Source organism: Ruegeria sp. YTSA168 (assembly GCF_059610045.1).
In genome coordinates this window covers 294,634-307,526 of sequence record NZ_JBXWMW010000002.1, presented here as the reverse complement: position 1 = coordinate 307,526, position 12,893 = coordinate 294,634, and the positions used below count along the sequence as shown (strand labels likewise).

The following is a 12,893-nucleotide window of genomic DNA, read 5'->3' as shown; positions in this document are numbered from 1 at the left end:
TTTAAAGATGATCATTAATCACCCTCTCTTGGGTCCTCGTGATGCGCAGGAATTCACCTATCTGGGCGACGCTGCAATGATTGATCGCCCTGACTGGCAAGCGGACAACGCGGCCGAAGCGTTTCATGACTACCTCTATCTGCGCGACAACCCGGCAGGTGAGCATCGTGAGCTTTGGTATCACGAGCAAGGTGACCGGTCTTGGCTGGTTGTCACGCGCAACACGCTGACACATGAAATTACCAAAGTTGAACTGGCCCGCGACGTGGCCCGGGCACGGGGGCGCGGCAGATGAGCGGACAGATCAATCGATTGAAAGGTGGTCTGGTTGACCACGGACAAAGCCTGAACTTCACCTTTGATGGTCAAAACTATCAGGGTCTTGCCGGCGATACGCTTGCTTCGGCATTGTTAGCCAATGGCGTACGTCTGATGGGCCGGTCGTTCAAATACCACCGCCCGCGCGGAGTGCTGACCGCAGGATCTGAAGAACCCAACGCGCTGGTCGAACTGCGCCAAGGTGGGCGGCAGGAGCCGAATACGCGCGCAACCGTGGCTGAGCTGTATGACGGGCTAGAGGCACAGTCTCAGAACCGCTGGCCTTCATTGCAGCACGACGTGATGGCTGTGAATGATCTGTTCAGCAATTTCCTGACCGCTGGCTTCTACTACAAAACCTTCATGTGGCCCAAGGCGTTCTGGGAAAAGCTTTATGAGCCCATCATCCGCCGCGCCGCTGGGCTGGGCAGCGTGTCGGGTGATGATGACCCGGACGTTTATGACAAGGGTTTTCTGCATTGCGATCTGCTGGTGATCGGGGCAGGTCCTGCGGGTCTGTCTGCCGCCCTGACGGCTGGTCGTGCCGGCGCACGGGTCATTCTGGCGGATGAGGATTTCGCCCTCGGCGGGCGGTTGAATTCCGAAAGCTTCGCCATTGGTGAAATGGCCGGTTCGGATTGGGCTGCCCAAGCCGTGGCCGAATTGATGTCCATGGGCAATGTCCACCTGTTGCCACGCACAACAGTTATCGGGGCGTTTGACCACGGCATTTACGGTGCGGTCGAACGCGTGGCTGACCACAAACCACAACCCGGTGCGGCAGAGCCGCGTCAGATCTTCTGGCGGATTTACTCGAAGCGGGCAGTGCTGTGCGCGGGCGCTACCGAGCGTCCCATCGCCTTCCCGAATAATGACCGGCCCGGGATCATGATGGCAGGGGCCGTACGATCCTATGCCAATCGATGGGCGGTGACGCCGCATGAGCGTGTCGCTGTGTTCACAAACAATGACGACGGGCACAGAACGGCTGCGGATCTTATGGCGAAAGGCGTTAAAGTTGCGGCTGTGATCGATACACGAGCCGATGCGCCCGCGATTGACGGCACCGAATGTGTCGCAGGGGCGCAGGTTATTGGCAGCAAGGGCCGCCTGGGTTTGGACACAATCACAATCCGCACGGCGCAAGGCTTTACCCGCGAGATCATCTGCGGCGCTTTGGCTGTTTCCGGCGGTTGGAACCCGAATGTGCATCTGACCTGCCATCAGCGCGGGCGTCCGCAATGGAACGAGGCTCTGGCCGCCTTCGTGCCGGGTGAAACGCTGCCGGTTGGGATGTTGGTTGCCGGTGCAGCGGCTGGTGTGCTTTCCACCCATGGGGCGTTGGTAACTGGCGCCGCGCGCGCGGCAGACGCGCTGGCTGATCTGGACATTCAGGCCGCGCCGAGTGACCTGCCACAGGCCGAGGATGCGCCGGTCAATCTGCAACCGTTCTGGTATGTGAAAGACAGCAAAGGCCGCGCCTGGATCGACCAGCAGAACGACGTGACCGTCAAGGATGTAAAGCTGGCGCATCAAGAAAATTTTGTCTCGGTCGAGCATCTGAAACGCTATACGACCCTTGGGATGGCTACGGACCAAGGCAAAACTTCCAACATGGGCGGCCTGGCGGTGATGGCCGAGATGACAGGCAAGTCGATCCCCGAAACCGGCACGACGATCTTCCGCCCGCCTTATACCCCGGTTGCGATGGGCACGCTGGCTGGCCGAGCGGTCGGCAAGCATTTCCATCCAACCCGCAAGACCCCCAGCCATAAATGGGCAGTTGAACAAGGCGCGGTCTTCACCGAGGTTGGTGACTGGCTGCGTGCACAATGGTATCCGCGCAAGGGTGAAACCCATTGGCGGCAGTCGGTGGATCGCGAGGTGCTGGCCACCCGCAAGTCGGTCGGTGTGTGCGATGTGACCACGCTGGGCAAGATCGATGTTCAGGGCGCGGATGCGGCGGAATTTTTGAACAAGATTTACGCGAACGGGTTTGCCAAACTGCCGGTGGGCAAAGTGCGCTACGGCCTGATGCTGCGCGAGGATGGGATCGCCTATGACGACGGCACCGCCGCGCGCTTTGCCGAGGACCATTTCGTGGTCACAACAACTACGGCGAACGCGGTATTGGTCTATCGCCAAATGGAATTCGCGCGGCAATGTCTGTGGCCCGATCTGGATGTGCAGTTGATTTCGACCACCGAGGCGTGGGCGCAATATGCCGTTGCGGGGCCGAATTCGCGCAAACTGTTGCAAAAGCTGGTTGATGCCGAGTTCGACATCTCAAACGACGCCTTCCCCTTCATGGCCTGCGGCGAAATCACGGTTTGCGGCGGCTGCCGCGCGCGACTGTTCCGCATCTCGTTCAGTGGTGAGCTGGCCTATGAAATCGCCGTGCCTACCCGTTACGGCGATGCACTGATCCGGGCGCTGATGGAGGCAGGTGAAGAGTTTGACGCAACCCCTTACGGCACCGAAGCCTTGGGTGTCTTGCGGATCGAAAAAGGCCACGCCACGGGCAATGAAATCAACGGAACAACGACGGCGTTGAACCTCGGCCTGGGGCGGATGGTCAGCAAAAAGAAGGACTGTATCGGCAACACGCTCAGCGAACGGGGTGGGCTAAACGAACCGGACGCGTTGCGGCTGGTCGGTCTGAAACCGGTGAACGCGACACAAACGATTGCCGCTGGCGGACATCTGATGAACAAGGGCGGGCCGGTCGATGCGGCCCATGATCAGGGCTATGTCACCTCGGCCGCGTATTCGCCAAATCTGGGATCATCGATTGGGCTCGGTTTCCTGAAAAACGGGGCTGAACGGATGGGAGAAGTCATGCGCCTGGTCAATCCGCTGGAAGGGGTTGAGACCGAAGTTGAGGTTGTCAGCGCCCATTTTGTCGATCCGGAAGGGGAGCGTCTTCGTGCATAAACTCAAAGCCATCACCGCACTGGGCGCGAGCAACCCTAATGTGTCGACCATCGGCGATATCACCCTGACCGAGGTTGCCGACCGCGCTTTGGCTTCTTTGTCAATGCGGTTGGGCCAGGATGCGGAATTTGCCAAACGGGTAAGAGACGTATTGGGGATCACACTTCCTGAACCGGGCTGCGCAGTGGCAGGGTCACCTTATTCCGCCTTTTGGATTGGCCCCGACAGTTGGATGATCGACGCCAGCTATGTTTCACATCAGACAATAGCCGCAGACCTCAAATCTGCCATGCAGGACACGGCCTCGGTGGTCGAGCAAACCGATGGCTGGTGCCGTTTTGATGTAACCGGACCGTCTGCCTGCGATCTGTTCGAGCGGCTGTGCAACATGGATATTCGCACCATGCAGGCACAGAAGGCGGCGCGTTGCGCGATCCACCACATCGGTTGCTATTTGTGGTGCATCGAGGCCGGAACACGTTTTGCAGTTTTTGGGCCAAGGTCTTCGGCGGGTTCGCTCTATCATGCGTTGGAAGAGGTGGCGCACTCCATCTCTGCGCGCTGAATGGCATTCAGTGCAGGAAGCTGTCGCGCGTATGCCTGAATTGGTTGCGCGCCTGGCGATCCTGCCGGGGCGAGGCGCCAAACTGCTCTGTATATTGCCGCGACATTGAGGTTGGGTTTGTATACCCAACCGCCTGCGCAATGGATGTGAGCGAATCCTGCGTATAGATCACCAGCTGCCGCGCTGCGCGCAGGCGCAGCTGCCGGTAATATTCGCCAGGGCTTTTGCCTACCGCTTGGCGAAAACTGCGCTCCAGATGGCGGGCCGATACGCCAACTTGCTGCGCGATCTCTCGCGTTGTCAGTGGAAACTCAAGATTCTCGGAAAACAGCCGAACCGCATGTGAGACCACGTTTGGCAGATGATCGGCGGTTTCATCGGTTTGAAAGGTAGGGGTTTTCTGGCGGATGTTCGGGCTGCGGATCGCGGGATGCTGAAACCAGCAGGCCACCTCGGTCATGATTGCGTCACCCAGCGTGGTTTCGATCATATGCAAAGTCAGATCAAAGGCCGCTGCCGCGCCAGAGGCTGTAAAGCTACGCTGGTTCACTGCAATCACATCATCACTGACAGCGATCTGCGGAAACGCACTTTCGAACGCGGTGCGATAAAGCCAATGGACAGAACAGGTTTGCCCGTCCAGAACACCGGACTTGGCCAGTGGAAAGACCCCTCCACTGATTGCGCATAGTCTGGTGCCATGGCGCGACAGATAGCGCAGCTTGGCGGACACGTCATTCTGCGCATTGAATTGCCCGTCGGGCTCGGACAGGACAACAAGAAAATCAATGCTTTCAATGTCTTTCAGCGCGCCACCAGCTTGAAACTGAATGCCTGCGCTGCAATCGACCGATGCGCCATCCTCGGAATAGAGTGTCCAGACAAACAGCTTTCTCTGCGCGATTTCATTGGCCGCGCGCAGTGGTTCGATCACAGATGACAGGCAGGCCATCGGAAAGCTGGGAAGTAGAAGAAAACCGACAGAAATCTCATCACGCCCTTCTAAGCCAAGGTCTTTCAGGGGTGGCGCCGTCTGGGACATGTCAGCCTCCGTTGTTTGTAGCCGAGGGCTTCCCCCAAAGGATCATGCCTTTTTCAGAGCTAGATTCAAAAAACTCTCGGTTCAAGAGTATCTTCAAACAACAGGCCAGCAAGTGATGTATTACAGTGAAACGATGGCTGTGGGTTATGCGTCTGAAGTAAACAGCCGTTCCGCGATCTTTGTGGTGTCATCCAGATGCCGTTCAACCGCTTTGCGGGCGGCGGCTGGGTTGCCCGAAACAATCGCATCGCAAATCTGTTCCATATGAATGATGCCCGGCTGATCCCGGTCGCTCGACGACAGGGTCAACATGCGCAAACGGCTGATCCGGCCGTTCAGGCGCTGGACAATATCCCAAGCGATGTGATGCCCCGCGCCGTCAAAAATCTGGGAATAGAAATCTGCCGTGGCGCGAAACACAGCACCAGACGTGTTGTCCTTGAACCCACGTCTGAGGCGATCCAGCGCCTGGTTTAGTGCCTTTTCACGTTCCGATGTCATGTTACGTGCGCAGTTCTCGGCTGCGGCAGTTTCCAGCATGCGGCGGATGTCATAGATTTGACGTGCATCGTCCCAAGTCATGATCGCCACGATCGGTCCGCGCCCTGGCAGAATCTCCACCAGGCCCTCAGCTTCGAGATACCGGATGGTTTCCCGCACCACTGTCCGGCTGACGCCCAATTGATCACAAAGCGGACGTTCCACCAGCCGTTCACCTGGCTCGAACGCGCCTTCGATGATCGCCTCGCGCATCCGTTCTTGCACCATGTCGCGCAAGGTGGCCGGAGGGTGATCTATTTTCATCAGTTTCGATGCTGCCATAGCCAAAGCAGTAGCGGTTTGGCGATTTCCACACAAGGTATGATTGACAGGTGGTATGATGGTATACCATCTTCTTCTATATCGAATCGCAAGGACCAACCACATGCCCGCCGAAATCCGCAAAACCCTGCTGCATGTCGAAAACACCCTGATCGAAGGGGGGAAGGTGGCGGAAACCCCGCTGAAGATGATTGCTGCCGTTGCAGTCATCAGAAACCCCTGGGCCGGGCGCGGTTTTGTGGACGACCTAAAGCCCGAGATCCACGATTGCGCGCCGGGATTGGGTAAGATGCTGACCGATATGGTGCTGGAGGCTGCTGGCGGTGGTGACAAGGTCGAAGGCTATGGCAAAGCCGCGATTGTCGGCGTGAATGGCGAGGTCGAGCACGGCTCGGCCCTGATCCACACGCTGCGGTTTGGCAATTTCTACCGCGAGGCCGTGGGCGCGAAATCCTATCTGGCATTCACCAACACACGCGGTCCGGCCAATGCCGCGATGCAAATCCCGCTGATGGACAAGAATGATGGTGGGCGGCGTAGCCACTACCTGACCATTCAGCTGCAGGTGGCAGATGCCCCCGCACCAGATGAGATCATGATCGCATTAGGGGCCTCGATCGGCGGCCGACCGCATCACCGCATTGGCGACCGGTATCAGGATCTGAAGGAATTGGGGCATGACGTCGACAATCCTGCAGCTGTCTAAACCGTTTGGGCAGGTCTCATGCCTTGAGGCGGGGCAAGCCCACGCGGGAAAGCACGTACCACTGGTGCTGATCCACGGCGTTGGTATGCAATCCGCAGCCTGGGCCCCGCAGATCGAAGCGCTGTCGAACACCCATCACGTGATTGCATTGGATATGCCGGGACATGGAGGCAGTGATCCGATCTTTGCAAACTCGGAATTGCCGGACTTTGTTGCCTGGTTGGGTGCCGTGTTGGACGCGCTCGGGCTGCAGCAGGTGAGCCTGGTGGGGCATTCTATGGGTGCATTGATCGCGGGCGGTTTCGCCATTGATCACCCTGATCGGGTGGCGCGTGTTGCCCTGTTGAACGGCGTGTTCTGCCGCGATGCGACCGCCAGAGAGTCAGTCGTCGCGCGGGCCGAACAGATCAAAGCCGGATCATTTGACCTGGAAACCCCCTTGCAACGCTGGTTTGGCGATACACCCGCAGAACAAGCCGCCCGAAGGGATGTAGCTTTGTGGTTATCCGAGGTTAACATCGACGGCTACGCAACGGCCTATGGCGCGTTTGCCCGTGGTGATGCCCTGTATGCAGATCGGTTTGACAAAATCCGCTGTCCCATGCTGGCTTTGACGGGCGAAGGCGATCCTAACTCCACCCCGGCAATGTCGCAAGCGATGGCCAGCGCGACCCCCAATGGGCATGCTGTCACCATCAAAACCCACAGGCATATGGTGAACCTGACCGCTCCAGATGACGTCAATAAGGCGTTGGTTGACTGGCTTCATGTGCCCGCCGAGCAGGACGTGCTGACATGATTGAATTTGACCCAAGCACACTGGATGACCCGCGTGCCTTGCGTGCCGCCTTTGGCAGTTTCATGACCGGGGTGACCGTTGTCACCACTCACGACAGTGCGGGAAATCCGCTGGGCTTCACCGCGAACTCTTTCACCTCGGTCTCGCTGGACCCGCCCTTAGTTCTGGTCTGTCTGGCCAATACCTCCAGCAACTACGAGAGCTTCGCCGCAACGAAGCAATTTGCAGTTAACATCCTGTCCGAGGCACAAATCGAGGTGTCCAATACCTTTGCCCGCCCGGTCGAGGATCGGTTTGCAACCGTTGACTGGCAGCCGGGGCCCCATGGGTCGCCCATTTTGGGCGGCGTCTGTGCCTGGTTTGATTGCGCGATGCACAAGACGGTTGATGCGGGCGATCACCTGATCCTGATCGGTCAGGTCAAAGCCTTTGAACAGGATATCGCGCCGGGTCTGGGCTATGCGCGCGGGGCCTATGTGACCCCTGCGGCCGAGGCGCGGGCACTCAGCAAACGATCCGACATGGTGGTGTCCGCCCTGATCGAGCGGGATGGAAAAATCCTGCTGCAAGATGATGGGAACGGCCACCTGACCATTCCTAAAACAGATGATGTGGCGGGTGGTGCAAACGCTGCTCTGGCGCAGCTGATCCGGGACAGCGGCATCCATGCCGAGCCCGGGTTCATCTATTCTGTCTTTCAGGACGAAGCGCGCAAACAGCAACATATCTCGTTCCTGTGTCAGGCCGATAGCGGCAATCCGGCAAATGGTGTTTTCACCGAGATCACCGACTCGACCCTGATGGAAGTCTCTGACCCGGCACTCTGCACTATGTTGGAGCGGTTTGCGGCAGAAAGCCAGATCGGGAACTTTGGGGTGTATTACGGCAATGAGGTCAGCGGCGAGGTCAAGCCGCTGTCCGGCAGGAGGTAAAGGCGCATGAAATTCTCGCTCTTTGCGCATATGGAACGAATCTCGGAAGATCAGGACCAGAAACAGTTATATGATGAGTTCATCCAGCTGTGCAAAATCGCTGATGACGGTGGCATGCACGCAGTCTGGACTGGTGAACATCACGGGATGAATTTCACCATCGCGCCGAACCCGTTCCTGAATCTGGTCGATGTGGCGCGCCATACCAAAAACGTGAGGCTGGGCACGGGTACGATCATCGCACCCTTCTGGCACCCGATCCGACTGGCGGGTGAGGCGGCAATGACGGATATCATCACGGATGGCCGTCTGGATCTGGGTATCGCGCGTGGGGCCTACAGCTTTGAGTATGAGCGCCTGATGCCGGGTATGGATGCCTGGGAAGCCGGGCAGCGGATGCGCGAATTGATCCCTGTCGTTCAGAACCTGTGGCAAGGGGATTACGAACATAAAGGCGAGTATTTTGAATTCCCCAAAACAACCGCGGCTCCGAAACCTGTGCAACAGGATGGCCCCCCGATTTGGGTAGCCGCACGTGATCCGAACAGCCACGAGTTTGCGGTATCAAATGGCTGCAACGTGCAGGTGACCCCGCTGTGGAACGGCGATAAAGAGGTCACGAGCCTGATGTCCAAGTTCAACGACGCCTGCGCCAAGTTTCCCGACATCCCGCGCCCGCGCATCATGCTGCTGATGCACACTTATGTGGCCAGCGATGAGGCTGATGTGAAACAGGCGGCCGTCGAGCTGAACCGTTTTTATAACTATTTCGGTGCCTGGTTCATGAACAAACGCGAAATCAGACAAGGCCTGATCGATCCGCTCAGCGACGAAGAAATCGCGGCGCATCCGTTTTATTCCCCTGAAAGCATTGAACGCGATCTGGTCATTGGCACGGTTGACAGCGTGATCGACCGTCTGCGCAATTACCAGGCGTTGGGGTATGACGAATATTCGTTCTGGATCGATTCCAGCATGCCGTTCGAGCGCAAGAAAGCCTCGCTTGAGCGGTTTATCAAAGACGTCATGCCCGCGTTTCAATAGGTAGGTGCCGAAAGATGCAGCAGTTTCAACAGTATATTGGCGGTATGTTCTCGGATGGCGCGGAGCAGTTTGACAGTCTGAACCCGGCGACCGGTGCGGTTTGGGCACAGATGCCCGCAGCCAGCGCAGAAGATGTCAATTGGGCTGTTGAGGCCGCAGAACGTGCGTTTTTCTCGACCGAATGGGCCGGGATGACGGCAACGGCGCGGGGAAAGCTGCTGTACCAGCTGGCTGATCTAATCGCGGAAAACGCCCCGCGTTTGGCTGAGCTTGAAACGCGAGACACTGGCAAGATCATCCGTGAAACCGCGGCCCAGATCGCCTATGTGGCCGACTATTTTCGCTACTATGCCGGGCTGGCGGACAAGATCGAAGGCGCGCATCTGCCCATCGACAAACCGGATATGGAGGTCTGGCTGCGCCGTGAACCCATTGGCGTTGTGGCCGCTGTGGTGCCGTGGAATTCACAACTGTTCCTATCGGCGGTTAAAATCGGCCCTGCCTTGGCGGCAGGGTGTACGGTTGTGCTGAAAGCCTCTGAAGAGGGGCCAGCCCCGATGCTGGAATTTGCCCGCATCTTCGATCAGGCGGGCTTTCCGAAAGGCGTGCTGAACGTCATCACCGGAGGACCGGTCGTCGGCGCCACACTGACCAGTCACCCGAAAGTGGCGCATGTTGCCTTTACCGGCGGGCCAGAGACCGCGCGCCATATCGTTCGGAACTCGTCTGAAAACCTGGCCTCGACCTCTCTGGAACTGGGTGGCAAATCACCGTTCATCGTGTTCGAGGATGCCGATATCGAAAGCGCGGTGAATGCGCAGGTGTCGGGGATATTCGCGGCAACCGGGCAAAGCTGTGTGGCGGGTTCGCGGCTGGTAATACAGGCCTCGATCAAAGACGAATTCCTTTCACGGCTCAAAATCAAGGCCGAAGCGGTCGTGATCGGCGCGCCCGATGACATGGGTACCGAGGTTGGTCCGCTTTGCACCTTGCGCCAGCGCGATCACGCGGTCGACCTGATCCAGCGCTCAATTGCACAGGGGGCCAGGCTGATCACTGGTGGGCACCCGATTGACCGGGATGGCTTCTATTTTCCACCCACTATTATGGATTGTTCGGACGTGCCGGATGCTGATAGCCTGACAAACGAATTCTTCGGCCCGGTCCTGTCGGTTGTTTCGTTCGAGACCGAGGCTGAAGCCATCGCCATTGCCAACGATACACAGTTCGGCCTGGCCTCGGGCCTGTTCACGCAGAACCTGACACGTGCGCACCGCATGATCCGCGCCATTCGTTCGGGCATCGTCTGGGTCAATACATATCGCGCCGTCAGCCCCATCGCCCCGTTCGGGGGCCACGGCCTGTCCGGTCATGGGCGCGAGGGTGGCCTGCAAGCGGCGCTGGACTACACCAAGATCAAATCCGTCTGGCTGCGCACCAGCGACGACCCCATCCCGGATCCGTTTGTCATGCGTTGATCACGCGCGCGCCCAAACGTTCAGGCAGGTTTCTGATCGAATGTGATGACGAAACAAGCCCCTTCCTCGCTTGAACCTACGCTTAGTTCTGCATCGACCGCCTCGGCGGTAGCTTTAACAATGTTCAGGCCCATGCCAGTGCCTCCGCTTTCCCGGCGTGTTGTGAAAAAGGGTTGCAGCACTTTTTCAATATTCCCCTCACTGATCCCCGGCCCATCGTCGTCGATACAAAGTGCAGTCTTATCACCCGCTTGATTGACGCTCAGGCGCACACGGCCTGCGCCATGCTGATGCGCGTTTTGCAACAGATGGGTCAGCATGATCGATAGGGTGCTTTTGTCGACCGGCAGAGGCTGGGTGCTGTCTTCAATCTCCAGCGCCAGTTGTGGAAAGGCCTGCCATAGCTCGGGCGCGAGATCGTCCAGACAACAGGTCCCGGTCAGGGCGCTTTGATCGGCCAGGCTGAAGGCGCGCATGTTGGATAGCAAATCTTCCATCCGTGTGCTGCTATTGTCCACGGCATCCAAAAGCCTGTGCTTTTGGGATTTGGGCAAATCATCATCGCGCAACAGCTCGGCCGCGCCCTTCAGCGCGGTGAGGGGCGATTTCAGCTCATGAGTCACATGGGCTGTATAAGTCTTGAGCGCATCCTGCTTGCTTTGCAGACGCTCGGTCAGGGATTGAAAGCTGCGGCTCAGCTCCTCGAGCTCAAGTGTGCCCAGTTGATCTGGCGGCTCCCATGGTTGGCCGCCATACCCGGCGGATTGGCTACGTTGGATCAACAGGCGAATGGGCTGCGTGATGAAGCGCCAGAAAACATAGCCGATCAGAGCGGTCGACAGCGCAACAAAGGCGGCGGCCTTGATCAGATTGAACCGTTCGCCATAGAGAAAGCGGAAGATATGGTTCGGGGTTCGGCTGAGATAGACCGCGCCAATCAGCGTCTCGCCACTATAAACTGGCATCGCCACAAACACCCTCACCCGCGCGCCGCGGCTCAGAGTATAGAGGGCAGGGGGCCTGTCCTCACGCAGCCGGGTCCGCGCGACCGAGGCTGTTTCGCCTGACAAAGCAAGCTGCACCTCGGTTACATGGCCCAGTCCTTTGCCGATCTCGGCAGTACCGGCAAAGACATTGCCGTCGGTGTCCAGAAACCGATACCCTGCTAACGTGCGCGCTTGTGCAGCGTCCGAAATACGGGTCAGTGGCGCAGCGATCGCCTGATACTCGCGCCCAGACGATGCGGATACCTGTGTGGCATCCGGGCGCGGTGGAAGGATCGTTTCACGATTGACCGACAGGGACGGGAAAACAGGATCATAGGTGATGTTTGATGCCGCGTCGGACGATTGAGATGCTGTTTGCTCGGCATAAAGCTCGGCAAAGGTGGCAGACATCACCGCCGCTTGGGACAGCAGGCTTTCTTCGGTTTGTTGCACCAGTTGGCTGTCGTAGAACCGAAACAGGATCAGCCCGGCAAAGGGCAGACACAGGACAATCCCCAGCACCAACAGAACCACAGTCCAAAGCCGGGGCCGCCATCTGCGCGCTAACTGGGTGTGCATGGGCCCATCCTGAGGCCGACACCATGCACAGTCACGATCCCTTCGGCGCATCCGACAGCTGTCAACTTGGCCCGTATGTTGCGGATATGACTGTCGATGGTCCGATCCGAGACATGGATGTTGTAGCCATAAAGCGCATCCACCAGTTGTGCGCGTGACAGAACGTGATCAGGACGGGCCATCAACGTGGCCAGCAATCTGAATTCTGACCCTGTCAACGCCACGTCAGTCGCGCCAAACCGACAGAGATGACGGTCTGGGTCAAGCGTCAGTTCGCCATGTGTCAGCCCCTGCTCTGGCGGCGGATTGGATGATCCGGTGCGTTTCAGGATGGCCCGGATACGTGCCACAAGTTCGCGCGGCGAGAATGGTTTGGTCAGATAGTCATCAGCGCCGATTTCCAGGCCGACAATCCGATCAACCTCATCATCTCGCGCCGTCAGGAACAGGATCGGCACATCCGAGGATTTGCGGATTTCGCGGCACACTTCCAACCCGTCTTTTTCGGGCAGACCAATGTCCAGAACGATCAGGTCAGGGTTTTCTGTTTGGCTGCTTTGGATCGCTGTGACCCCGTCGGTGGCAAACAGCGTCTCGTAACCGGCTTTTTCAACCGCGATCCCGGTCACGTCCAGGATGTTGGGGTCGTCATCGACGACAAGAATGCGAGAGGGCATCAAACGCGGTC

General features: G+C 58.2%; 12 protein-coding genes. 8 read left to right on the top strand and 4 right to left on the bottom strand.

What is annotated here, in order from left to right:
- The first annotated feature begins 7 nt into the window (after window positions 1-7).
- The 3 genes from AC2FFE_RS05165 to AC2FFE_RS05155 are packed head-to-tail and all read left to right on the top strand — an operon-like array spanning window position 8 to window position 3,817.
- Window positions 8-295 carry a sarcosine oxidase subunit delta gene (locus AC2FFE_RS05165; protein WP_496846061.1) on the top strand — a complete coding sequence of 96 codons (288 nt, stop codon included), beginning with the start codon at window positions 8-10 and terminating at the stop codon, window positions 293-295.
- The gene (locus AC2FFE_RS05160; protein WP_496846060.1) at window positions 292-3,252 is read left to right on the top strand and encodes a sarcosine oxidase subunit alpha family protein; all 2,961 of its coding nucleotides are present in this window, start codon (window positions 292-294) and stop codon (window positions 3,250-3,252) included. The genes AC2FFE_RS05165 and AC2FFE_RS05160 overlap by 4 nt, the downstream gene beginning before the upstream one ends.
- On the top strand, window positions 3,245-3,817 hold the full coding sequence (locus AC2FFE_RS05155; RefSeq protein WP_496818029.1) for a sarcosine oxidase subunit gamma: 573 nt from the start codon (window positions 3,245-3,247) through the stop codon (window positions 3,815-3,817). The genes AC2FFE_RS05160 and AC2FFE_RS05155 overlap by 8 nt, the downstream gene beginning before the upstream one ends.
- 7 nt (window positions 3,818-3,824) lie before the next feature.
- On the opposite strand, the gene AC2FFE_RS05150 is transcribed toward AC2FFE_RS05155, so the two are convergent.
- Together AC2FFE_RS05150 and AC2FFE_RS05145 are read right to left on the bottom strand one after the other, a co-directional pair.
- Window positions 3,825-4,859, bottom strand: coding sequence for a GlxA family transcriptional regulator (locus AC2FFE_RS05150; protein ID WP_496818030.1), 1,035 nt, complete (start codon window positions 4,857-4,859; stop codon window positions 3,825-3,827).
- 144 nt (window positions 4,860-5,003) lie between these two features.
- The gene (locus AC2FFE_RS05145) at window positions 5,004-5,663 is read right to left on the bottom strand and encodes a GntR family transcriptional regulator (protein WP_496818031.1); all 660 of its coding nucleotides are present in this window, start codon (window positions 5,661-5,663) and stop codon (window positions 5,004-5,006) included.
- Between the two features lie 121 nt (window positions 5,664-5,784).
- Between AC2FFE_RS05145 and AC2FFE_RS05140 the strand changes: the two genes are divergently transcribed.
- The 5 genes from AC2FFE_RS05140 to AC2FFE_RS05120 are packed head-to-tail and all read left to right on the top strand — an operon-like array spanning window position 5,785 to window position 10,640.
- Window positions 5,785-6,387, top strand: a complete 603-nt coding sequence (locus tag AC2FFE_RS05140) for an amino acid synthesis family protein (RefSeq protein WP_480544699.1) — start codon at window positions 5,785-5,787, stop codon at window positions 6,385-6,387.
- Window positions 6,359-7,186 (top strand): alpha/beta fold hydrolase, encoded by an 828-nt coding sequence (locus tag AC2FFE_RS05135; protein ID WP_496846059.1) that lies wholly within the window; start codon window positions 6,359-6,361, stop codon window positions 7,184-7,186. Before AC2FFE_RS05140 ends, AC2FFE_RS05135 begins: the two co-directional genes overlap by 29 nt.
- Window positions 7,183-8,118 (top strand): flavin reductase family protein, encoded by a 936-nt coding sequence (locus tag AC2FFE_RS05130; RefSeq protein WP_496818034.1) that lies wholly within the window; start codon window positions 7,183-7,185, stop codon window positions 8,116-8,118. The genes AC2FFE_RS05135 and AC2FFE_RS05130 overlap by 4 nt, the downstream gene beginning before the upstream one ends.
- 6 nt (window positions 8,119-8,124) lie before the next feature.
- Window positions 8,125-9,162, top strand: coding sequence for an LLM class flavin-dependent oxidoreductase (locus AC2FFE_RS05125; protein ID WP_496818035.1), 1,038 nt, complete (start codon window positions 8,125-8,127; stop codon window positions 9,160-9,162).
- Between the two features lie 14 nt (window positions 9,163-9,176).
- Window positions 9,177-10,640, top strand: a complete 1,464-nt coding sequence (locus AC2FFE_RS05120) for an aldehyde dehydrogenase (protein WP_496818036.1) — start codon at window positions 9,177-9,179, stop codon at window positions 10,638-10,640.
- A gap of 20 nt (window positions 10,641-10,660) precedes the next feature.
- Here the strand turns inward: AC2FFE_RS05120 and AC2FFE_RS05115 are convergent, their stop codons facing one another.
- Both AC2FFE_RS05115 and AC2FFE_RS05110 read right to left on the bottom strand, forming a co-directional pair.
- Entirely contained in the window at window positions 10,661-12,205 is a 1,545-nt protein-coding gene (locus tag AC2FFE_RS05115; RefSeq protein WP_496818037.1) for a sensor histidine kinase, read from the bottom strand.
- Window positions 12,190-12,882 carry a response regulator transcription factor gene (locus tag AC2FFE_RS05110; RefSeq protein ID WP_496818038.1) on the bottom strand — a complete coding sequence of 231 codons (693 nt, stop codon included), beginning with the start codon at window positions 12,880-12,882 and terminating at the stop codon, window positions 12,190-12,192. The genes AC2FFE_RS05115 and AC2FFE_RS05110 overlap by 16 nt, the downstream gene beginning before the upstream one ends.
- Between the last annotated feature and the right edge of the window lie 11 nt (window positions 12,883-12,893).